The following is a 24135-nucleotide window of genomic DNA, read 5'->3' on the forward strand; positions in this document are numbered from 1 at the left end:
AAAAAAAATGAGAAAGTTGCTGCAAATATTAGAATTGCTTCGATTACTAATATTATTACCTATTAAAATTTCTAACGGACAAAAAAAACGTGCTTATCAAAGAATTAAAAGACAAATGATGTCTGTTAATTTACTTTAATTCGTTTGGAATTCCGCAAATTGGAATAGGAACCATTTTATGCTGATTAATTCGGTTGAGACGTGTGTATATTTTATATACTTCTAGTTCTCTTCCAGAAAAATCGTCTGTAGTTTTTCCTGCATCTTGCATTTTCATGGCCCATTCAAGTTCGTCATACGAAGCTCCTATTTGATCTTCATCTGTTCTGTCGTCACCCCATAAACCATCTGTTGGTGGAGCAATTATAATGTCATTATTTATGCCCAAATATTTTGCTAGTTCATAGACTTCTGATTTTACTAAATCAGCAATAGGACTTAAATCAACACCTCCATCACCATATTTGGTAAAAAATCCAACTCCAAAATCTTCTATTTTGTTTCCAGTTCCAGCGACCAACAAACCACGTAAGCCAGCAAAATAGTATAAAGAGGTCATTCGTAATCTTGCTCTTGTATTAGCTAAAGCCATAAAGCGCTTTTCTTCACTTTCAACAGGAGGTAATGAATTTACTAAACTATCAAATACAGGAGTTAAATTTACTTGTTTCATAGAAACATTTGTAAAGTTGTCGTTTAACCAGTTTACATGATTTAATGCCCTGCTAACTTGATTCTTTGCTTGATGAATAGGCATTTCTAAACAAAGCGTTGGAAGTCCTGTTCTCGCACATAAAGTTGAAGTAACTGCACTATCAATACCACCAGAAACACCTACAACAAAACCATTTACTTTGGCATTAGTAGCGTATTCTTTTAACCAATTTACAATATGTTCTGCAACTTTAGGAGTGTTCATTTTTATGATATTTTAAGAGTTTATCGTTAAGCGATAAAAACTAATTTAGTAATTTCGACGTTATAATTTAGAATGTAAATATACTAAAGTTCATGAGAAAATTTTTAGCACTTGTTGCCTTAATTATTATAGGTTTTTCGTGTAAAAAAGAAGAAGTAAATAAATTAAATGTTGATGTATCGAATATTGAGGTTAACTTGGAATTAGAGCGTTTCGATATCGATTTCTATACTACGAAACCTAGCGAACTTTCTGTAACAAAAGAGAAATACCCAATGTTGTTTCCTTCTCAGCCCGATAGTGTTTGGGTAAATAAAATCAATAATAAAGATGAGCAAGAGTTGTTTGCTGAAACGGAGAAGGTATTTTCTGATATAACCAAAGAAAAAGAAGAGTTAACATCACTTTTTAAACATGTAAAATATTACAATCCGAGATTTGTGAGCCCAAAGGTGATTACTATGCTAACAAATATCGATTATGATAATCGAATTGTGTATACAGATAGTTTATTGTTGGTGTCTCTAGATGCTTATTTAGGAGGTAAACATAAGTTTTATAATGATTATCCAGAGTACGTAAAGCAGAATAATACAAGAGAGCATATTGTAGTAGATGTAGCAAAAGCGATTATAGGTAAACAAATGTTGCCAAGTATGGCAAGAACTTTTATAGATAAAATGATATATCGCGGAAAAAAAATGTATTTACTTGATGCATATTTACCATACATTCCAGACGATATAAAAATAGGATATTCACAAACCAAATTAGATTGGGCTAAAAGTAATGAAGAGCAAATTTGGAAGTATTTTATTGAGAAAGATTTGTTGTATAGTACCAGTAAGGATGTTGATAAACGTTTTTTAGATTTAGCACCTTTTTCCAAGTTTTATATGGAGCAAGATAAAGAATCACCAGGAAGAATAGGAGAGTGGATTGGTTGGCAAATTGTGCGTTCGTATATGCAAAAGAATGACGTATCTTTGCATCAATTATTACAAACAAGTGAAGAGGAGATCTTCAAAAAATCAGGATACAAACCAAAAAGATAATGGCGGTTAAACATACATCAAAAATCACATTTAAAGTAGGATTAGACGAAAATAAAATTCCAGAAGAAATTTCTTGGAATGCAGAAGACGGAGGTATAAAGGATGAAGCTTCTAAAGCAATTATGCTATCTGTTTGGGATCATAAACAAAAAGATACCTTGCGTATGGATTTATGGACTAAAGATATGCCTGTAGACGAAATGAAGCAGTTTTTTCATCAAACCTTAGTGTCTATGGCGAATTCGTTTGAAAGAGCTACAAATGACGAAAAAATGAGTGCTACTATGCGCGATTTTTGTGATTACTTTGCTGAAAAGCTAGAGTTAATTCAGAAATAAAAAAAGCAGCTGTTAAAGCTGCTTTTTTTATGCGTTGTAGTTCTTTATTTTGTTGATGATAGTTTCATAATCATCAGAGTTGTTTACAAAATCTAAATCTGAAACATCAACAATTAGAATGTTTAAATCTGGCTGTGTTTTAATAAAGTTACTGTAACCATCGTGAATTTTTTGTAAGTAACTCGCTTCTATGTTTTGTTCGTAATCGCGTCCACGCTTTTTAATGTTTTCCAATAAACGTTCTGTGTTTTGATATAAGTACACATACAAATCAGGCTTTGTGATTTCCTTATACATCAAATCGAACATTTTTCTGTATAATTTATATTCATCACTATGTAAAGTGACTTGTGCAAAAATGAGCGATTTAAAAATATAGTAATCGGAAACAATAAAGTTTTTAAATAAATCAAATTGCGCTAAATCGTCAGAAAGCTGTTGATAACGATCTGCCAAAAAACTCATCTCTAAAGGAAATGCGTAGCGATCATTATCGTCATAAAACTTAGGTAAAAAAGGGTTGTCGGCAAAACGCTCCAAAACAATTTTAGCGTTAAATTCATCAGACATCATATTGGCTAATGACGTTTTACCTGCGCCAATATTTCCTTCTATAGCAATATAATTATACTTTTCAGTAATAGGAATAGGTCTGTTTAACTTTACATCAAGTTTGGTAATTTCTGAAGTGTCTGAACAATTTTCTAAACAGATGTATAAATGCTTTTTCTCTATAGGGTGAATAACGTTACGTGCTATTTCTACCAAAGGAATTAAGGCAAACTTGCGTTCTAACATTCTAGGATGTGGGACAATTAAAGTTTTTGAAAAGATAATTTCATCATCAAATAATAAAATATCTAAATCAATTAACCTGTCAGAATATCCGTCGGTATTTTTTCGAGTTCTCCCCAGTTCTTTTTCAATAGAAAGCAATTCTAGTATTAGCTGTTCAGGAGGTAAATAGGTTGAAACTTTAATACAAGTATTAAAAAAATTGCTACTATCAAATCCCCATGAGGCGGTTTCATAAACCGATGCTACCTTTAATACAGCGCCAACTTTATTAGCAATTAAGTTGATTGCTTGTTGGATGTTCACAAGCTTATCTCCTTGATTGGTTCCTATTGAAATATATGTGATTCGTTGTATTTTCATGAGTGGGATGCAAAGAAAACTAAAACTAAAAAAAGAAAAGCTAAAAAAAGATTTTTTTTATTTAAATAATTTCTAAAAAAAAGGTAGGGTGTTTTCTTTTTGACCTGTTATAGTATTGGATTTCTTTATAGAGTAAGATTTTTATATGATTATTGGGGAATGATCTGAAACAACAACTCTAAGTATAAGGCTGCTATTTTTAGCAGCCTTACTTTTTTATAATATTTTGAAAGTTTATTAAAACAAAAAAGCAACCAAATTATTGGTTGCTTTTTTGTTTTATGCTAAAAAAGAAAATTATGCCTCTTTTTTATCTTCTCTTGGTTTTCTATCATCACGACGATTATCGCGATTACGATTATCACGACCTCTATTGTCTTTGTTATTGTCTCTAGGTGGTCTAGCTACATAACCTTCAGGTTTTGGTAATAACGCTTTACGAGATACCTTTTCTTTACGAGTTTTAGGGTCGATACCAAAGTATTTTACATCAATAATATCACCAATGTTTACTACATCAGTAACATTGTTTGTGCGTTCCCAAGCTAACTCGCTAACGTGTAATAATACTTCGTTTCCTGGAGCTTCAGTATATTCAACTACAGCACCAAAATCTAATATTTTAACCACTTTTACTTCGTAAACAGAACCTTTTTCAGGTTTAAACATCATAGAATCGATACGAGCAAGTACTTTGTCAATTCCTTCTTGGTTTGTTCCTAAAATTTCAACGATTCCTTCTTCAGTAACAGGGTCTTCGTTAATTACAATAGTAGTTTCTGTCTCTTTTTGTAACTCTTGAATGTGTTTTCCTTGTGGTCCGATAAACGCACCGATTAAGTCGTTAGGAATAACTCTGTTCACCATCTTAGGTGCGTGAGGCTTCACATCAGCGTTTGGAGTTGCAATAGTATCAGTTATTTTCTCTAAAATGTGTAAACGACCATCACGAGCTTGTTTTAAAGCTTTAACTAAGATTTCGTAAGATAATCCCTTAATCTTAATATCCATTTGACAAGCAGTAATACCATCAGCAGTACCTGTTACTTTAAAATCCATATCTCCTAAGTGATCTTCGTCACCTAAAATATCAGATAAAACAGCATAACGATCACCGTCAGAGATTAATCCCATTGCGATACCTGAAACTGGTTTTTTCATTTGAACACCAGCGTCCATTAATGCCATTGTACCCGAACAAACGGTAGCCATTGAAGAAGAACCGTTAGATTCTAATACTTCAGAAACTACACGAACTGTGTAAGGAAAATCTGCAGGAATCATTCCTTTTAATGCTCTTTGAGCTAAGTTTCCGTGACCAATTTCACGACGAGAAGTCCCTCTTAAAGGACGCGCTTCTCCTGTAGAAAATGGAGGGAAATTATAGTGTAAATAGAATTTTTCTTCACCTTGTAGTGTAGGAGAATCTACCATGTTAGCATCTCTAGAAGTACCTAAAGTAACTGTAGCTAATGCTTGCGTTTCACCACGCGTAAAGATTGATGAACCGTGAGTTCTTGGTAAATAATCTACCTCACACCAAATTGGTCTAATATCAGTAGTTGTACGTCCGTCTAAACGTAAACCTTCATTTAAAGTTAAGTCTCTAACCGCTGCTTTGTGTGCTTTACCAAAATACTTTTCTACTAAATCACCATACTCTTCTAATTCTTCTTCGGTAAACATTGCGATAACTTCATCTTTTACTTCAGAAAAAGCTAATCCTCTTTCTTGTTTAGAAGTTCCTTTTTTAGCAATGTCGTAACATTTTTGGTAAGCTGCTTCATGAATTTTAGCTGCTAAATCTTCGTTTTCAGCCTCTCCTTCATATTCACGAGTTTCTTTTTTGCCAAAAGCTTCTGCTAATGCTACTTGAGCATCACACTGTACTTTAATAGCTTCGTGTGCCACACGGATTGCTTCTGCCATTTCTTCTTCAGAAACTTCATCCATTTCTCCTTCAACCATTGCAACGAAGTCATTAGAAGCTCCAACCATTAAGTCGATATCTGCTTCAGCTAATTGAGTAGCACTAGGGTTGATAATAAACTCTCCGTTAATACGAGCGACACGTACTTCAGAAATTGGTGCTTCAAAAGGGATGTCTGATAATTGAATTGCAGCAGAGGCAGCTAAACCAGCTAAAGCGTCTGGCATAACATCTTCATCATGAGACATTAATTGAATCATCACTTGAGTTTCAGCGTGATAATCTTTTGGAAACAATGGGCGTAATACACGGTCTACCAAACGCATTGTTAAAATTTCTTCGTTTGAAGGACGTGCTTCACGTTTCATAAATCCACCAGGGTAACGACCCGCGGCAGCAAATTTTTCACGGTAATCTACCGTTAAAGGTAAAAAGTCAATACCTGGGTTCGCAGTTCTTGCAGATACAACTGTTGCTAATAACATTGTATCTCCCATTCTTACAACAACAGAACCATCTGCTTGTTTTGCTAATTTTCCTGTTTCTAATGTGATGGTTCTTCCATCTCCAAGTTCTATGACTTGGTTAAATACTTTTGGAATCATAAATTAATTCTTCTAAATTTTAATTCGTTTTGTTTGTTGTTGTGTTGTTGTTGCTCCAATGGAAAATCAAAATTGTTGTTAGTAATTTTGAGCTTTTTATATATAAAATTCTGGTTGTTAGTCAGAAATATTATTTGCTTTAAAATAAAAAAGAGGCACGTTTATAGAGCCTCTTTTTTTGTAGAATTATTTTCTAATTCCTAATTCTTTAATAATCGCACGGTATCTGTTGATTTCTTTTTTCTTTAGATAATCTAACAAGCTTCTACGCTTACCTACCATTCTAACTAATGAACGCTCTGTGTTAAAATCTTTACGATTTCTTTTTAAGTGTTCAGTTAAGTGATTAATTCTGTGCGTAAATAACGCGATTTGTCCTTCTGCAGTACCAGTATCATTTGCTCCTTTACCGTGTTTTGCGAAGATTTGTTCTTTAACTTCTTTTGTTAAATACATGCCAATATTATTTAAATGATTATTATGTACTCAATGCTATTACATTGAAGATGCAAATGTACAATTTTTTTTTGATTGATAACTTGTAAGTGTTGAAAATAACATAAAGCGAAAAAGCTAGCGAATGCTAGCTTTTTGGTTATACTCTTACAGGTTGGTTTTGTATTAAATCTAAATACAAATTCACTTGTTTTTTTAGGTTTTTACGCTCGTAAATAGCATCTAAGAAACCATGTTCTAATAAAAATTCAGAACGTTGGAATCCTTCAGGTAGATCTTTACCTGTGGTGTCTTTTACCACACGAGGTCCTGCGAAACCGATTAAAGCATTCGGTTCAGCAATATTAATGTCTCCTAACATTGCAAATGAAGCTGTAGTTCCTCCAGTAGTAGGATCAGTACATAATGAAATGTACGGAATTTTAGCTTTTGCTAATTGTGCTAATTTAACAGATGTTTTTGCTAATTGCATTAAAGATAGAGAAGCTTCCATCATACGAGCTCCTCCTGATTTAGAAATCATTAAAAACGGGATGTTGTTTTCAATTGAATAATCGATAGCACGAGCTATTTTTTCTCCAACAACACTTCCCATAGAGCCTCCAATAAAAGAGAAATCCATCGCCGCAACTACTAAATCTTTTCCCATTGATTTACCAACCGCAGTACGAACAGCATCTTTTAAACCAGTTTTCTTTTGTACCTCTTTTAAACGGTCTGGGTATTTTTTAGTGTCTTCAAATTTTAATGGATCTTTAGCTGTTAACTTAGCATCCAACTCTTTGAACTTATTGTCGTCAAAGAATATTTCGAAATATTCTTTACTACCTACACGTACATGATATCCATCTTCTGGACTTACATATAAGTTTTTTTTAAGTTCTTCAGTGTCAATTATTTTTCCACTTGGGGTTTTATACCACAAGCCTTTAGGGGTGTCTTTTTTTTCTTCGGTAGGGGTTTGAATCCCTTTATCTGTACGTTTAAACCAAGCCATAATTTAGTTTTTTATTCTTTAGTTGTTTGGTTTTCTTTTTCAAAAGATTATTACAATGTATTAACATTATTTAAATCTTCAAAAGCTTTTATTAATCGATTCTTGAATGTTATCTCTCCTTCGCGTAACCATTTGCGAGGATCGTAATGTTTTTTGTTAGGAACATCATCACCTTCTGGATTACCAATTTGTGATTGCAAATATGCAGATTTTTCTTTCATATAATCACGTACACCTTCTGTAAAAGCATATTGTAAATCAGTATCAATATTCATTTTTATAACTCCGTAGCTAATAGCCTCACGAATTTCTTCTAAAGTAGAACCTGAACCTCCATGGAAAACAAAATCGATAGTGTTGTGAGGTACATTATACTTTTCTGAGATGTACTCTTGAGAGTTCTTTAAAATTTTTGGAGTTAACTTTACATTTCCAGGTTTATAAACTCCATGTACATTTCCAAAAGCAGCAGCAATAGTAAATTGAGGGCTAACTTTCATTAGTTCTTCATAAGCATAAGCTACTTCCTCTGGTTGTGTATATAGTTTAGAGCTATCTACATCAGTATTATCTACACCATCTTCTTCTCCACCAGTAATTCCTAATTCAATTTCTAAAGTCATTCCCATTTTACTCATTCGAGCAAGGTACTCTTTACAAATTTCGATATTTTCTTCTAAAGGCTCTTCACTTAAATCAATCATGTGAGAACTATATAAAGGTTTTCCTGTTTCTTTATAAAATTGCTCACTTGCATCTAATAAACCGTCAATCCAAGGTAATAGTTTTTTAGCAGCATGATCAGTATGTAAAATTACAGGTATTCCGTATGCTTCTGCTAATAAATGTATATGTTTAGCACCTGCTACAGCACCAGCTATTGCGGCCTTCTCGTTTTCGTTTGATAAGCCTTTACCTGCATTGAACTGAGCACCTCCATTAGAAAACTGGATGATTACAGGTGAGTTAAGTTCTTTAGCTGTTTCTAAAACAGTATTAATAGTGTTTGATCCTACTACGTTTACTGCTGGTAAAGCAAAGCCTTTTTGCTTAGCTAATTCAAAAATCGCTTGAACTTCTTTTCCGGTGGCAACTCCAGGTTTAATCATTTTTTATTTTTATTAGTTGTATGTTACAAAATTAGGGAACAAATCTACACTTTTTTATACAAGTTGTGATAAATTTTTGATAGAAAGTACTTTGCTAAAAGGGGTAATTAATTCCGATATTGAGCACAGAACTAGAGAAGTTAAAGTTTTGAAACCATCTATTATTGGTAAGATAAGGTTCATGAACTTTGAAGCCCAAATCTAATCGAGCAATTAAAAATTTAAAGTCATAACGAGCTCCAAAACCACTAGCTATAGCCATATCTTTTAATGATTTTAGACCGTTAAATTTGGCGGCGCTATCAACAAAACTTGAATTGGTAATATCCCAAATATTTCCTGCATCAACAAAAAGAGCTCCTTTTAAAGAACCTAATACATCAAAGCGATACTCAAAACTTGTTAAAAATTTTAAACTACCTATGTTGTATTCAAGAACTGGAGGTCTTGTACCGGGTCCTAAGTCATATGTACGCCAAGCTCTAATATCATTTGATCCACCAGCGAAATAACTTCTAGAAAAAGGAATGTCTGAATTATCATAGGTGACAATAGCTCCTAAAAAAGTTCTATGTGCTAAAACATTATTGTCATTTAAAGACCAATATTTTTTATACTCAATATCAGCTTTAAAATATTGTGCAATAGGAATTCCAAATACTGTTTTTTGGTCAAGAGTATTTGCTTTTTTTGATAAGAGTCCCATAACATTTCCTGAATTAGCTATTCTTAATTTGAAAAATGAAAAGCTATCATCTTTAATACTTTCTCTATTGTTGTATGTGTAATTGTATGCAATTTCAGGAATTAAAAAATCAGAAGTAATAATATTATACCTATTGGCAATATTTAATGTGCTTTTATATTCAGTTGGGTTTGAAGAAGCAAAAGACTCATCGGTAAGAACATTAGTTATAAATGCTACAATTTGATTGTAATTTCCAGCAGTATTATCAGGTAAAGTGTAAGAAGGGTCATAAGCAGTTGCAACTTCATTTAATTTTCTATATTCTGAATTGTAAATAGTAAAATAATTATTAACATTTAAGTTTCTAATATATTGAGTATTTAGAAGCTCTAACTCGATTGATTTTTTACTAGTGTAATTCCATTTATAATTAACCCCTACTGAGATGTTTTGTTTATCTAAAGCAATGTTTTTTTGTATTCCAACACCTGCATAAAATTTGGTTTTAGGAAACATGCGTTTAGGAATTAATTTTTGTAATCCAAAAGGAGCCATAAATCGTGGTACTTCTAAAGAAATGTCAGAACCAATTTCCCAACCAGGACCATTGTTAGAATTAAAATAAGAACCGAACGTAGAAAATTTAAAAATCTCAGCTCCTTTAAAGGTATTTCTATTGGTTATTGAAAATTTTAGCGATACATCAAAATTACGAATGTTTGATCGAGATAGCTCAGTTTCAAAACCAAGGGTATATTTTTCAATAGGAGTTAAATAAATGTTTGTTTCAAGTTCGTTGTCACTTAATCCATTGTATCTGATTGAGGTTGCCTTAAAGTTTTTTAATCCTCTTAAGTGGGTTCGTGTTAAGTTTCTCAGAGAATCGCTATATACAGTGTTGGGTTTTACAAATAACGATTGTGATAAAAATTTAGGATTATATTTTAATTTGCGGTGAGCATAAAAGGTAATTCCGTTATAACTAACACTATCTCTGTGAGGATTATTTCTTCTGTTATAAGTGTAGTCGGTATATACGTTAACTTTTTTTATTTTCTGAATTTGAAAAGGTTCAGTTTTATCAGAAATGTTAATGTCTACATCCGTTCTTTCATAATTTTTTAAAGTATCATTATCAAAAGAAATATAATTTTCATTGAAGTAATAAATACCTTTATTTCTAAAAAGCTTTACTAAACGATTGGCTTCTTTAATAAAATTATCATTTTTATATTGATCTCCAGATTTTAAATAACTTTTATCTTTAGTTAGTTGATACAGAGAATCTAAAACAGGAGAGGTGATAAAAGTTTTAATAGTGTCCAAATACGAAGGATTTCCCTTTGTCACATGATATGTTATAGCTCCTTTTTTCTTCCCTATTGTATCTTTTTTTGAGCTAACTTTAGCTCTAAAATAACCTTCAGTTTGGTAGTAAGTTTTTAAATTGTCAACTGTTCTGTTGGTTTTTATATCATCAATAATAATTGGAGCTTGTCCACTGTTTAAAAACCAATTGTTAAAACCGATAAAAGTTTTGGCAACAGAAATACTTTGTTTTTCTGAAAAAACATTTTTAAAAAAATTATAGGTTTTTATGTGTTTTTTACCCCACTCGCTAGGTGTTTTAGGTGCTTCAGGGTTACCAAGATTATAAAAATGTAATGACAAAGGCATACCTAAAGCCTTGGCATTAGGTCGTTGCATTAGTAATTCAGAAATGTCTTCGTTTGAGTTTTTAACACTGTCTACATATACTGTGTTTTTGGCTAGCAATAACTCATTTTCTTTAACATATTTAATCGTACTACACGAGCTGAATAAGACTACTAATAAAAAGAAGAAAGAAAGTTTTTTCATTAACTTTACGCCTCGTATTAAAGATCAAAAATACTATTTTTTAGTGGTTTTAGAGTGTTAAAAATAATTTAATGAATTTATCTAAAAACAACATCAAGTTAATAACTAGTTTACAACAAAAAAAGTATCGACAAAAACATCAATTGTTTGTAGCAGAAGGGGTAAAAGTGGTAAACGAACTATTAGTATCTTCATTAGAAGTTGAGCGGTTGTTTGTTGCAGATGAGTCTTTTATACCTTCGAGAAATGTTGAAATTACATTAATCTCTGAGACTGAATTAAAAAAGATAAGCACGCTTAAAAGTCCGAATAAAGTTTTAGGATTGTTTAAAATTCCAGAGGAAAAAGAAATTAATCAAGATAAATTCATGGTAGCTCTTGACGGAATTAACGATCCAGGAAATTTAGGTACTATCATTCGTTTGTGTGATTGGTTTGGAGTTACTGAATTAGTGTGCTCCAAAAACACAGTTGATTGTTATAATCAAAAAGTGGTACAATCAACCATGGGATCCTTAACAAGAGTAAATATTTCGTATATAGATTTACAAGATTTTTTATCAAATAGTAAACTCCCAGTTTTTACTGCTGATATGGATGGTGAAAATGTATATACAACATTACTACCAGAAAAAGCAGTGTTGGTTATGGGGAATGAAGCTAACGGAATTTCACCTGAAATTGCTCAAACAGTAAAGCATGCATTAACTATCCCAAGATTTGGAGATTTACAACAAACTGAGAGTTTAAATGTAGCTACTGCTACCGCAATCTTGTTAAGTGAATTTAAAAGAGGATTAAAATAGTCCGTTTATCTGAGCATCTATTCTATCGATAACGTATCCTAAATCTTCTTGGTTGTCTACAAAGTCTAAATTATCAACATCAATAATTAATAATTTTCCTTTGTTATATTGGCTAATCCAAGCTTCGTAACGTTCATTTAATCGGCTTAAATAATCAATGCTAATAGAGTTTTCATATTCTCTACCACGTTTGTGTATTTGACCTACTAATGTAGAAATATCAGCACGTAAATAGATTAATAAATCGGGTGGGGTTACTAAGTTTTCCATCAATTCGAATAACGAAGAATAGTTACTAAAGTCTCTGTTCGTCATTAATCCCATTGCATGTAGGTTAGGAGCAAAAATATGTGCGTCTTCGTAAATAGTTCTGTCCTGAATTATTTTTCTTCCAGATTTACGCAATTCTAAGACTTGGCGGAAACGGCTATTTAAAAAGAAAACTTGCAGATTAAAAGACCAACGTTCCATTTCAGCATAAAAATCATCTAGGTATGGGTTTTCGTCAACAGATTCAAAATGAGGTTCCCAATTGTAGTGTTTTGCTAATAATTTAGTTAATGTGGTCTTTCCTGCGCCAATGTTTCCGGCAATTGCTACATGCATAATTATTTGTGTAATAATGGTTTTTTATATCACTGGCATTACCAGTTCAAGGTCGGTAAAATTACACAAAAAAAGGAATTCATAAACAAGATTAACAAATCAATTTATATCCGTAGCCTCTGATGTTTATAATTTGAATACTCTCATCGTGTTTTAATTTCTTCCTTAATTTAGAAATAAACACGTCCATACTCCTTGCGTTAAAAAAGTCGTCATCTCCCCATAATTTTTTTAAAATAAAACTTCTGTCCAAAATTTCATTTTTCTTTTCAAATAAATGAAAGAGCAGTTCAGCTTCTCTATGGGTTAGTTTTTTAATCTCGTTATGAAATGCTAAGCTTTGTTTGGTGTAGTTAAAAATATAGTTACCTATATTTATTACCTCATAATTCTTTTTTAACTGAACTCTGTCTAGTAAGGCATGAATACGGACAATGAGTTCTTCCATAGAGAAAGGTTTTTTTAAATAATCATTTCCACCATGCTCAAAACCTTCAACAACATCTTTTGGTTGCGATTTTGCAGTTAAAAATATAATAGGAAGATGCTTATTTTCTTTTCTTATTTCTTTAGCTAAAGTGAATCCATCTTTTTTAGGCATCATAACATCTAAAACCAAAATTTCTGGAGAGTTATTTTTATACAATTCGTAGGCTTCTTCACCATTAAGTGCATGAAATACCTCAAAGTTTCGGGTTTCTAAACTTTCTTTCACAATTTGACCTAAACTAGGTTCGTCTTCCGCTAATAAAACTTTGATGATTTTATTCATGATTTAAAACAATTTTAAAAAGTGTTTTGTTAGGTTTAGAGGTTAATGAAATGAGACCTTTATGCTTTTCGATAATTTTTTTAGTATAATATAAACCGATTCCAAAGCCTTTAACATCATGTGTGTTTCCTTTAGAAATTCGGTAAAACTTGTCGAATATTTTTTCTTGTTGGTGTTTTTCTATACCCTTTCCATTATCGGCAACTGTTATTTCAATTGAGTTTAATATTTCATTTATATGTACTTCTATAATATCACCACCATATTTAATAGCGTTGTCTAGTAAATTAGAAATAGCATTTTCAAAATGAAAAGAATCTGCATTGATAATTATTGCAGGCTTATTGGTAGAAAAGTGAATTGACTTTTCAGAATTAGAAAGTTGATGTTTTTTAATATTACTTTCTATTAGCTCAACTAGATTAACAGGTTCTTTCTTTAAAAGTAATTTTTCACTATCCAGTGTAGCTGTTTCTAAAAGTTTTTCAACCATTATATGTAATTTGTCTATCTGTGCAGAGGAAATAGAAATATATTTTTGGGTTTTATCTTTATCATTAATAACATTAAAGCTATTAATCGCTTCTAGTGCAGTAGAAATAGTTGTTATAGGTGTTTTAAACTCATGAGTGATGTTGCTAATCAAGTCGTTTTTAATCTCCGCTAATTCTTTTTGCTGATTGATAATCTTTAATAAATAGAATAAACTAGCAATAACGGCTAATGATAACAGTAAAGAAAGTAATATACCAGTTGAACTTCTTTTTAAAGCTTCGTATGTAGGGTTGGTATATTCAAGAAAAATGCGTTCGTCTTCTTTTAAAAATGTGGGTGCAGCTTCATCTTTAAGTAGGGTAATCTTTTTATGAATGTTCTTGGATGAGTTGTATAACGTATCAGCCTTAAAGTGATTAATATTAAAGTTAGTACGTATTTTTTTAGCTGTCAGTTGCTTTTTTAAAATTGAATCAAGTTGCTTAAGCTTTAAAGAGTCATTTTGGATAGATATAATAATCGTATTTAAGTTTTTTATAAGTTTTAAACTGTCAGAAGCTTTTTTTCCGTGAAAAATTTTTACTTCCTCACCAATTGAGTTGGGAGATTTAAAATGAAGACCAGAATTTGTGTCTTTGCTTAATTGAGTTATTTGTTGAATTTTAAACTCGGGTTTTAAAGAGTTTGTTTTTTGAAGTTGCTTTTCAGTATCAACAATTACTTGCTGAAAAAAAACAGAATCCATTTTTTTAAACTCTTTTTCACTGTCGGTACTAAACTTTAAAGAAGTAATATTATTAGTAGGGTTAATATTTAAAGAATCATTATTTAAAGAAGAAAAGATAGAATTCCAGATTTGTACTTTTTTATTTTTCTTAGGTAAGCTATCAGATTTGATAATTGTATAGAAGTTTTTTTTAGATAAATCAGCAAAGTAAATTTCGACTGCATTATCTAGACTTTGTTGAATTTCGTTAATGATTCGCTGCTTGTTTTCTTGGTAGTTTTTAAAATTCCAATAAAACTGTATAGCAATTGTAACAACAATTGTTGAGCTAATTAAGTATAAAATCCAACGATGTTTTTTCGTGTTCATATTCCAAAGATAAAATGTAAAAATGAAAAAAAGCATCGCTTAACACTCGTTAACACTTGTTAACTCAAAAAGCTAATATGGCAAGCCATATTTGTAGTGTTAAATTTTAAAACTAAGAAAATGAGAAAAATAACACTATTGATATTATTGTTAAGTACATCAATATTTTCGCAAAACTTTCAAGGAAAAGCTATTTATAAAACACATCGAAAAGTTGATTTAAAAATTGATAATGGCAAGGGAGCGCCAAATCCTGAAATGCAAAAAAAATTACAGGATCAATTAATGAAACAGTTTCAGCAAACGTATACCTTAAATTTCAATAAGTCAGAATCTACCTATAAACAAAACGAAAAATTGTCTTCTCCACAAGTTCAAATGCAAGGAATAGAAATTCAGGTAATGGGTAGTGGTGGAGGAACTGATATTTTGTATAAAAACATAGCTGATAAAAAATATGTGAATAAGACAGAAATTAGTGGAAAGCGATTTCTTATAAAAGATGTATTGCAAGATTATGAATGGAAAATGACAGGAGAGACCAAAAATATAGGAAACTATACTTGTTATAAAGCTACTAAAACTAGAAAGGAAACAAGAACTTCGTTTTCTATGACAGATGGTGAAAAAGAAGAAAAAAAGGATGAAGTTACTATTGAAACTGTGGCGTGGTATACTCCGCAAATACCAATTAGTAATGGACCCAAAGAGTTTTGGGGATTGCCAGGGTTGATTTTAGAAATTCAAGATGGCGAACTTACAATTGCTTGTACAGAAATTGTTATAAATCCGTCAGAAAAAATAGAGATCACAGAACCTGCTAAAGGAAAAAAAGTAACGCAAAAAGAGTTTGATAAAATCATGGATGATCATACGAAAGATATGATGGAGCGATTTAAAAACAAACGTGAAAGTAAAGATGGGAATTCATTTCATATAGAAATACAAGGCTAACTTTATTGATTTAAACCTTTTAGTTTTTTTAAAGTCTAACTCTAAGCACTTAGAGTTATAATTTAAAAATTAAATCGATGAAGCGTTTATTTACCCTCTTTTTTTTATGTGTTTCAATTACCACATTTTCACAAGCTAATTTTCAAGGGAAAGCAGTTTACCAATCAAAAACTACAATGGATACTGATTTTGGTGGAAGACAATTATCTGAAGAACGGAAAAAACAAATCTTAGAGCGTATGAAAAGCATGTTAGAAAAAACATACATTCTAAATTTCACTAGAGAGGAATCTGTATATAAAGAAGAAGAAAAATTAGAAGCTCCAGGAACAGGAAGAGGTTTTAGATATGGAGGCTTAGTAGGTGGAGGAACATTTTATAAAAATGTAAAAGAAGGGACGATTTTAGAAGCTACCGAATTTTTTGGGAAGAAATTTTTAATCACAGAAAATATAGAGAAACCTAAGTGGGAGCTAGGAAATGAAACAAAACAAATAGGTAATTATACATGTTTTAAAGCTACTTTGGTAAAGCAAACAAATGCTTTTGATTGGCGAAATATGCGAAGACGAAATAGAGATGATGAGGAGAAAAAAGATACTTCGAAAGTGAAAAAAGTAACAGAAGAAATAGAAGTTCCTAAAGAAATTATAGTGACTGCTTGGTATACCCCACAAATACCTGTAAGCAATGGACCAGGAGAATATTGGGGATTACCAGGTCTAATCTTAGAAATTAATGAAGGAAGAACAACGATTTTGTGCTCAGAGATTACCATGAATCCATCTGAAAAAATAGAGATTAAGGAGCCTACTAAAGGTAAAGCTGTAACTAGAGAAGAATACAACAAGATTATAAAAGAGAAAATGAAAGAAATGAGAGAACGATTTAGAAGTAGAAGAGGAGTAAATGATAGAGGAGGGAGAGACTTTCATTAAAAAAGAATTTATTAAATAAGAAAAATACAAAATGAATAAAATATTACTCATGGTCATTTGTATGGCTACATGGGTGACCAATGCTCAAATTACACTTAAAGGGGTTGTAAAAGATAGTATAGGAAATCCGTTAGAAATGGCCAATGTTATTGCTATAAATAATGCTACTAATAAATTAGATTCTTATGGGTTTACAGATTCTAAAGGAAATTATAAACTTAACCTTACTCAAAATGCTACGTATAAAATACAAGTAAGTTATATAGGGTTGAAAACTTCGGAAATATCTGTAGAAACTAAAGACGTCAATTTGCTTAAAGATATCAGTTTACAAGGTGATGATAGCTTGGAAGAGATAAATATTACCTATAAAATGCCAGTAACTGTTAAAGGTGATACGATTGTGTATGATGCTGATAGTTTTAAAAATGGAACAGAAAAAAAATTAGGAGATGTACTTCAAAAATTGCCAGGGGTAGAGGTAAATGAAGATGGAGAAATTGAGGTGGAAGGAAAGGCCGTTAAAAAAGTTATGGTGGAAGGAAAAGATTTTTTTGATGGAGATTCTAAAATCGCAACAAAAAATATCCCAGCAAATGCTATTGATAAAGTTCAAGTGCTTAAAAACCATAGTGAAGTAGGGCAGATGAGTCGTGTAACGGATAACGAAGATAATGTAGTTATTAATATCAAATTAAAAGAAGGAAAGAAAAACTTTTGGTTTGGTGAGGTTTCGGCTGGTTTAGGAATGGCTATGGAAGATAGCAGATACTTAGCGCATCCTAAATTATTTTATTACAGTCCAAAGTATAGTTTGAATGTTATTACCGATATAAATAATATAGGAGAGGTTCCATTTACCATGCGTGACTATTTTAAGTTTACAGGAGGTTTTAGGTCTTTTGGAGAAGGGAATGGTACCAATTTTAATGTAGGCTCAAACGATATTGCTTTTCTAACCTTGAAAAATAACAGAGCTAAAGAAATTCAGTCAAAATTTGGTGCATTAAATTTTAGTTATTCTCCCAAAAAGACATGGGATATTAGTGGGTTTGCTATTTATTCTGGAAATAAAACGGATATGGAGGAAACCACAAGAAGAACCTATTCTAATGCGGGGATTGACAAGAATAATTTACCAGCTTATGATGAAAATGATCCTTCTTCAGTAAAATATATTGATACAGAGCAAACTCAAGATATGACAAATCAAACAAGTGATTTAGGATTGTTTAAGTTGAGTTCAAGTTACAAGCCAAATGTAAATAATCAATTAGATTATGACATTTTTGCCAAAGTTTCAAAGCAGCAACAACTACAATCAACACTATCATCAAGAACTTACCTAAATGCTGATGATGAGGTAGTGCCAATCAATCAAATTTCAGAACAAAGTCCGTATTCTATCAATCAAAACTTAAACTACTATTATACATTAAATGATAAAAATATTTTTGCTTTTGAGATGCAACATTTATGGCAAAATGAAGACCCATTTTATAATGCAGAGTTGGAAAAGCTATCATTTTATAATTTACTCTCATTAACGAATGTGAATCCTAACCCGGGTGATCATAATTTGTTCAATGTAAGTCAAAATAAAAAAGTAAAAACAAATAAATTAGATGCTAAATTGGATTATTACTATGTGTTAAATTCTAAAAGCAATCTAAATGTAACGTTAGGTTCTACACTAAGTAATCAACAGTTTAATTCAGATATTTTTGAAATTTTAGGTGGAAATAAAAATGAAATTACTGCTCCATCAACTGTTAATGATGTAGATTTCTCATTTGATGATTTGTATGTTGGACTGCACTATAAGTTTATTTCAGGAATTTTTACTTTCAATCAAGGTTTTACAGTGCATAACTATGAGTCTAAAAACACACAGTTAGGTTCGGTTTATAAGAAGAACTTCACGAAACTTTTACCAGACGCTTCCATAAAAATGAACCTTAAAAAGTCGGAAACTTTACGTTTAAGTTATAGCATGGAAACAAGTTTTACGGATGTGAATCAGTTAGCAGAAGGTTATGTTTTTAATAATTACAATAGCTTGTATTCCGGGAATAGACAACTGGCAAATTCATTATATCATAATGTGAATTTGAATTATTTTAGTTTCAATATGTTTAATTATACAAATGTTTTTGGATCGATTAATTATAGCAAACAAATTGATATAATTAAGAGCAATACACAGTTTATAGATGTGAACCAAGTAAAGACTTCTATAAATTCTGCTTTTCCTGATGAGTCAATTTCGGCAAGAGCTAATTTTCAAAAGAGTTTTAGAAAATTTAAAGTTCGATTAGGAGGAAATGTATCGTATGCAAAATCAAATAGTTTAATAACTAATCGTCAAACAAATGAGGTTAGAAATAGGTTGTCGAAAACATTTTCACATTCATATACCTCGAGATTTAGTACGAACTTTAAAGAGGCTCCAAATTTTGATATAGGTTATAATGTTTCTATCAATAATTCAAATATAGGGGGAGTGGAAAACACATTTACAACACATAGTCCATATATAAACTTTGATGCCTTTTTCTTAAAAGAGTTCATATTTACGTCAAAATACACCTACAATAAGGTTTTAAATAATGAAGAAATAATTGATAGTTATGGTTTCTTAAGAGCTGACCTTACATATCAAAAGAAGAACAGTAAGTGGGAGTATAAGGTAGGAGTTACCAATTTGTTGAACTCAACAGGATTGAATCAAAATAGTAGTAATGATATTTATGTAAGTAATTCATCATACATAATTCAGCCAAGAATAGCAATGTTTACATTAAAGTATAATTTGTAGAAATAGGGATCCATAAAAAAAGCGAGCAATTAATTGCTCGCTTTTTTTTATCACACAATGATGTTATTTAATAGCTATTTTTTTGGTAATTCTTTTGCCAGCATTTTCAATTTGCATAAAGTAAAACCCGCTAGCTCTTTTATTAAATTGAATTTCTTTATTAAAGGCACTTGAGATAGTAGAGAATTGTTGAGTCTCAATTAATCTTCCTTTAAAGTCAAATAATCTAACAGTTGTAGAATTTTTGTCTTTTACTTTAAAAGTGAGAGTAAGAGTTCCGTCTGAAGGTACAGGGTAGGCTTGAAGGTCATCAAATAAAGTACTATCGGTAGCAAAACTTTCTTCAACAGTAACTGTATAATCTTCTACTTCACCATTAAAGTTTGTATTACAAGAATTAGGTTCAGCATCTGGTCTTGTAGAAATTCTCATAATTGTTGAGCCTAAAGGAGCATTTTCAGGAACTGTTATAGTAACAGAATTTGATGTTATTTCGTAAGTTTCATCATTATCAAAGGTACAGTTCTGGTTCCAGTCTATCCAAGCAAATGTTTTAATAGTACTACTTCCATCAGTATTGATACTAGTTGTTAAATCGTAGCTTTCTCCTCTAACTACTTGTGTGCTTTCAGCTGTAAAATCAGAATAACCTGTTGTTTTTGTTGAATTGTGGTCAATACTGTTAAATTTTACATTGGTAATACTAACCTGTGATTCTGTATTACCTGAGGAATTACATAGACTATCATTTACGTTTAGAAGTATATTCACTGATTTAGTTGTTGAAGGAGAAGTAGCTGTAACGGTAACAGTATAATCTCCTTTTGTAACATTGGTAAGATTTGCTACGGTTAAAGTAAACTTTCCACTAGTATTCAAAGTAGTGGTGCTAAGTGTTACGTTTGAGTTTGTTGGAGCTCCTGAATAAGAAAGGCTCACTGTTTCAGTAAAACCATATAAAGCTTTGTAGTCAAGATCAAAAACAAGCTCGTTTGTTCCTTTATTACATACCGACATGTCTCCTGTAGTATTGGAAATTGAGAAAGTAGGATCAGCAGGAAATATGATAAAATCGGTATTGTTTACATTGTAAAAAATATTATCAGCAGCTTCAACTAATATTCTTGCTTTGGTAGTTGGGTTGTCAGGAATAACAACATCCTCAGAGCCATCATTATCAGTGTTTGCTTTTAATAGAATAGGAAAAGTAAGACCACCATCTATTGAAAGTCTAATATTAACTTTCGCACAATTAATAGGAGCTAGATTTGTGGTTCCTTTATTCCATGTAATTGTTTCTATAGCACCAGTTCCCCATGATACTAAGGAGCTAGGTCTTGTTATAGTAAAAGGTTCAGTATCTAAAACAGTAACTTTCATATCGTCTCTAGCCGAACTACCACCTCCAGTATGATTATCTCTTACAGTAAACGCAAAGTTTAATTCTCTTGCTACAGAAGGAAGAACTTCCCAAGTAGTTGAGGTATTGCCACTTATTACTGTCGAAAGTGCAGGCATATATCTGTTTGAAGATGAAGAAGGAGCCGTAGATCTAAACATAGGTCCTCCAGTATTAGTAGATAGAGGAGACATGGTTGCTGTTTCATTATCAACTTGTTCCCAAGTATAGGTTAAAGAGGCGGTTCCATCTATATCTGTAGCTTGCCCTTTTAAAACAAACGGGGTAGATTTAGGAATGCTTACATCATTTCCTGCATTAGCTGTAGGAGCAGTATTACCTGTGTCAGATAAAGTAGCACAGCTACCAACTCCTTGTAAATGATTCCACATTTGATTGATGCTTACTGTATGGAAATAATCATCACTTACATTTTGTACATTAGGAGAACAAATTCCAGCATATGCCATAATTGTAGAACCACTTCCTGGTTCTACAGCAGTGGAGCTACTTCTATTGCCATCACAAGAATTGTTAAATGTGTGGGTAGCTCCAAATTGATGTCCAACTTCATGAGCTACATAATCTATATCATAAGTGTCGTTTATAGGTTGGCTACTACCAGTTATTCCTTGGGCTTTATAGCCAGTGTCACACACAGAGGCCAAACTAGCTAATCCACCACCACCAGTACTAAAGGTATGCCCGATATCATAATTAGCATTACCTATGATGTCGTCACATTTACTCTGGCTTTCATCAATTAAATTACTGGAACTGTCGTTCGATAAACCATCTGTATCAGGGTCTAGGAATATTAAATTATCATTGTTGTCAACAATAATCATTCTTACAGCGAGATCTTTTTCATAAATGCCATTTACACGTGTCATTGTAGTATTCATGGCAGATAGAACCACTGCTTTTTTTTCTGCATCTGAAGCAGTTGGAGAAGTTCCTTGTCTATTTAAATGGAATTGAGCATATTCACCTGTACATGCTATAGCCATTCTATAAGTTCGTAGCTTTCCATCGTTAGCGTAGCTTCTTTTAAGAGATGTTGTTTTTTGTTGGTATGTGTCTTTAATCTTACATTCAAAATTGTCTTTTGGAGTAGAAACACTGCTCTTTTTGTAAATGATATATTCTCTCTTATCTTTAGTGTATGGATCTATATATAAGGTGCTTTTGTTAGTTGAAAAAATAATAACATGAACACCATCTGCACCAACACTAATCTTAGCTGAAGTAGAAGTATCATCAATACCCTTAGCAGAGTAGGATTTTATCATGGGGAATTTCTCGGCTAATCCTGAGGCTAAATAAGGTGTTTCTTTAATAGAAAATCTTTTTAGTGTTCCATCTGAACTTGGTAATTCAATAGTTTTTGTAGAAGTAGTACTTTTTGATTGAGCATTAGCTAGAGTGTTTTTAAATCCTTCTAGATCTAAACTCATCAGAGTGTATTCTTTGGGATTGGTTCTTGTACCAAATATTTCTTTTTTCTGTTGTGAAATTTTTTCTTTGTATACTTTAGTCCATAATTGTTGTGAAAACGTGCTGGTTACTGTAAAAGAAAAAACAAATAAAAAAAGAATGGGGGTTTTGTTTAGCATAGTTTTAATAATTGAAAGGTATTATTTATAACAGCAAAAGCCTAAATTTCCCTACCTTTGTAGGTCTATTCCGAAGCCTAATTTATGAATAAAAAAATAAGAATCAATGATCTAGGGAAAAAAGATTATAAAGAAACGTGGGATTATCAAACAAGCTTATTGGATGAAATAGTTTCTTTAAAGAGAGAAAGGAGGAATGGAAAAAGTGAAATTGTGACCCCGAATCACTTTTTATTTGTTGAACATCCTCATGTGTATACCCTAGGAAAATCAGGTGATATTAGTAATTTATTGTTGACTGATGAAAAACTGAAAGAAAAGGGAGCTACTTTTTATAAAATTAATAGAGGAGGAGATATTACTTATCATGGACCAGGACAAATAGTTGGGTATCCTATTTTGGATTTAGAAAATTTCTTTACAGATATTCACAAGTATTTACGTTTGTTAGAAGAAGCTATTATTTTAACTATAGCGGAATATGGATTAAAAGGAGAAAGAAGTGAAGGGGAAACTGGTGTTTGGTTAGGTGTTGGAACGCCTTTTGCTAGAAAAATATGCGCGATGGGCATTAGAGCTAGTAGATGGGTAACCATGCATGGATTTGCATTAAATGTGAACGCTAACTTAGGATATTTTGATAATATTATTCCTTGCGGAATTCGTGGGAAGGCTGTTACTTCTATGGATGTAGAATTAGGAAAAAAAATATCAGAAGATGAGGTAAAAGAAAAAATTCTTAAACACTTTAAAGAATTATTTGAGGTAGAAGAATTTATCAAAGCATAAAAAAAGGGTTGACTAATCGTCAACCCTTTTTTGGTTTAGCAATCAAATGCTGAAATTATTTTTGAGCTTTAACTTCAAAAGAAATCTCCATTAAGTCGTGGATAAACTTATCTTTTAAAGCTGCGTCAATTTTCTTAGACTTGTAAGTTACACCAAAGTCAGTTCTGTCAATATTAAAAGCATCACTTTTAAATACTACTGTATTATCAGCTTCAGTAATAGTAGCAGGAATTGTAATACTTTTTGTAACATCTTTAATAGTTAAGTTACCAGTAACTTGAACTTTTCCATCTTTTAATTCAGAGCTAGAAACTTCAAATTTAGCAGTAGGGAATTTTTCAACGTCAAAGAAATCACCATTTTTTAAGTGTCCTTCTAAATCTTCTTTACCTTTTCCAGCTTCTAAATCTGTACAAGAAATAGAGTTCATGTCAATAACAAACTCACCAGACTTTACAATTCCGTTTTCAATTTCTAAAGTTCCTTTTTCTAAGCTAACTACTCCAGTGTGTGATCCTGTTGGTTTTTCTCCTTTCCAGTTTACAGATGATTCAGCAACATTAGCTTTGTAAGTATTGATAATATTTTCTGTTTTTGCTACTTCTGCAACTTGATCATTAACAGCTGTTTTCTCTTTTTCAGTTTTACAAGAAACTGCACCAATTGCTACAAAAGCAATAGCTAAAATTGTTTTTTTCATTTTTGAGGTTTTAATAATTGATAATAAATTG

The 24135-nt window shown here is 31.7% G+C and carries 19 protein-coding genes; 7 read left to right on the top strand and 12 right to left on the bottom strand.

Going from position 1 to position 24135, the window contains the following annotated elements; translation table 11 throughout:
• Window positions 1-130 precede the first annotated feature (130 nt).
• On the bottom strand, window positions 131-919 hold the full coding sequence (gene nadE / locus ACQY6M_RS08080; RefSeq protein ID WP_428741060.1) for an NAD(+) synthase: 789 nt from the start codon (window positions 917-919) through the stop codon (window positions 131-133).
• A 92-nt stretch (window positions 920-1011) separates the two neighbouring features.
• On the opposite strand from nadE, the gene gldB reads away from it, so the two are divergent.
• Together gldB and gldC are read left to right on the top strand one after the other, a co-directional pair.
• Window positions 1012-1974, top strand: coding sequence for a gliding motility lipoprotein GldB (gene gldB / locus ACQY6M_RS08085; protein ID WP_428741059.1), 963 nt, complete (start codon window positions 1012-1014; stop codon window positions 1972-1974).
• A complete protein-coding gene (gene gldC / locus ACQY6M_RS08090; protein WP_133534818.1) occupies window positions 1974-2312 on the top strand; it encodes a gliding motility protein GldC in 339 nt (112 codons plus the stop codon). The genes gldB and gldC overlap by 1 nt, the downstream gene beginning before the upstream one ends.
• 27 nt (window positions 2313-2339) lie before the next feature.
• Here the strand turns inward: gldC and folK are convergent, their stop codons facing one another.
• From folK to ACQY6M_RS08120, 6 genes are all read right to left on the bottom strand, one after another.
• The gene (gene folK / locus ACQY6M_RS08095; RefSeq protein WP_428741058.1) at window positions 2340-3470 is read right to left on the bottom strand and encodes a 2-amino-4-hydroxy-6-hydroxymethyldihydropteridine diphosphokinase; all 1131 of its coding nucleotides are present in this window, start codon (window positions 3468-3470) and stop codon (window positions 2340-2342) included.
• Between the two features lie 297 nt (window positions 3471-3767).
• The gene (locus ACQY6M_RS08100; RefSeq protein WP_428741057.1) at window positions 3768-6005 is read right to left on the bottom strand and encodes a polyribonucleotide nucleotidyltransferase; all 2238 of its coding nucleotides are present in this window, start codon (window positions 6003-6005) and stop codon (window positions 3768-3770) included.
• Window positions 6006-6191: 186 nt separating this feature from the next.
• Window positions 6192-6461 (bottom strand): 30S ribosomal protein S15, encoded by a 270-nt coding sequence (rpsO, locus tag ACQY6M_RS08105; protein WP_133534815.1) that lies wholly within the window; start codon window positions 6459-6461, stop codon window positions 6192-6194.
• Window positions 6462-6600: 139 nt separating this feature from the next.
• A complete protein-coding gene (accD, locus tag ACQY6M_RS08110; RefSeq protein WP_428741056.1) occupies window positions 6601-7458 on the bottom strand; it encodes an acetyl-CoA carboxylase, carboxyltransferase subunit beta in 858 nt (285 codons plus the stop codon).
• A 50-nt stretch (window positions 7459-7508) separates the two neighbouring features.
• Window positions 7509-8567, bottom strand: a complete 1059-nt coding sequence (gene fbaA / locus ACQY6M_RS08115; protein ID WP_428741055.1) for a class II fructose-bisphosphate aldolase — start codon at window positions 8565-8567, stop codon at window positions 7509-7511.
• Between the two features lie 94 nt (window positions 8568-8661).
• Window positions 8662-11115, bottom strand: coding sequence for a BamA/TamA family outer membrane protein (locus ACQY6M_RS08120; RefSeq protein ID WP_428741054.1), 2454 nt, complete (start codon window positions 11113-11115; stop codon window positions 8662-8664).
• A 71-nt stretch (window positions 11116-11186) separates the two neighbouring features.
• On the opposite strand from ACQY6M_RS08120, the gene ACQY6M_RS08125 reads away from it, so the two are divergent.
• Window positions 11187-11921, top strand: a complete 735-nt coding sequence (locus tag ACQY6M_RS08125; RefSeq protein WP_428741053.1) for a TrmH family RNA methyltransferase — start codon at window positions 11187-11189, stop codon at window positions 11919-11921.
• Here the strand turns inward: ACQY6M_RS08125 and ACQY6M_RS08130 are convergent.
• From ACQY6M_RS08130 to ACQY6M_RS08140, 3 genes are all read right to left on the bottom strand, one after another.
• On the bottom strand, window positions 11913-12527 hold the full coding sequence (locus tag ACQY6M_RS08130; RefSeq protein WP_428741052.1) for a deoxynucleoside kinase: 615 nt from the start codon (window positions 12525-12527) through the stop codon (window positions 11913-11915). The two genes, ACQY6M_RS08125 and ACQY6M_RS08130, sit on opposite strands and share 9 nt — an antisense overlap.
• A gap of 91 nt (window positions 12528-12618) precedes the next feature.
• Entirely contained in the window at window positions 12619-13299 is a 681-nt protein-coding gene (locus tag ACQY6M_RS08135) for a response regulator transcription factor (RefSeq protein ID WP_428741051.1), read from the bottom strand.
• Window positions 13292-14890: a sensor histidine kinase gene (locus ACQY6M_RS08140; protein ID WP_428741050.1), complete on the bottom strand. Its 1599-nt coding sequence runs from the start codon at window positions 14888-14890 to the stop codon at window positions 13292-13294. Before ACQY6M_RS08140 ends, ACQY6M_RS08135 begins: the two co-directional genes overlap by 8 nt.
• Window positions 14891-15010: 120 nt before the next feature.
• Here ACQY6M_RS08140 and ACQY6M_RS08145 point away from each other — a divergent pair, with 120 nt between their 5' ends.
• The 3 genes from ACQY6M_RS08145 to ACQY6M_RS08155 all read left to right on the top strand — a co-directional run bounded on the left by ACQY6M_RS08145 (window position 15011) and on the right by ACQY6M_RS08155 (window position 19600).
• Window positions 15011-15844 (top strand): GLPGLI family protein, encoded by an 834-nt coding sequence (locus ACQY6M_RS08145; protein WP_428741049.1) that lies wholly within the window; start codon window positions 15011-15013, stop codon window positions 15842-15844.
• Window positions 15845-15921: 77 nt separating this feature from the next.
• Window positions 15922-16782, top strand: a complete 861-nt coding sequence (locus ACQY6M_RS08150) for a GLPGLI family protein (protein WP_428741048.1) — start codon at window positions 15922-15924, stop codon at window positions 16780-16782.
• Window positions 16783-16813: 31 nt separating this feature from the next.
• Window positions 16814-19600: a TonB-dependent receptor gene (locus ACQY6M_RS08155; protein WP_428741047.1), complete on the top strand. Its 2787-nt coding sequence runs from the start codon at window positions 16814-16816 to the stop codon at window positions 19598-19600.
• 63 nt (window positions 19601-19663) lie between these two features.
• Here ACQY6M_RS08155 and ACQY6M_RS08160 read toward each other — a convergent pair whose 3' ends face one another.
• Complete coding sequence (locus tag ACQY6M_RS08160; protein WP_428741046.1) at window positions 19664-22615, bottom strand: reprolysin-like metallopeptidase; 2952 nt, start codon at window positions 22613-22615, stop codon at window positions 19664-19666.
• An 84-nt stretch (window positions 22616-22699) separates the two neighbouring features.
• Between ACQY6M_RS08160 and lipB the strand changes: the two genes are divergently transcribed.
• Window positions 22700-23404 carry a lipoyl(octanoyl) transferase LipB gene (gene lipB / locus ACQY6M_RS08165; protein WP_428741045.1) on the top strand — a complete coding sequence of 235 codons (705 nt, stop codon included), beginning with the start codon at window positions 22700-22702 and terminating at the stop codon, window positions 23402-23404.
• 55 nt (window positions 23405-23459) lie between these two features.
• On the opposite strand, the gene ACQY6M_RS08170 is transcribed toward lipB, so the two are convergent.
• Entirely contained in the window at window positions 23460-24104 is a 645-nt protein-coding gene (locus ACQY6M_RS08170) for a YceI family protein (RefSeq protein WP_428741044.1), read from the bottom strand.
• Between the last annotated feature and the right edge of the window lie 31 nt (window positions 24105-24135).

It is taken from the genome of Tenacibaculum sp. (genome assembly GCF_050290165.1).
In the GTDB taxonomy this organism is placed as follows: Bacteria; Bacteroidota; Bacteroidia; order Flavobacteriales; family Flavobacteriaceae; genus Polaribacter.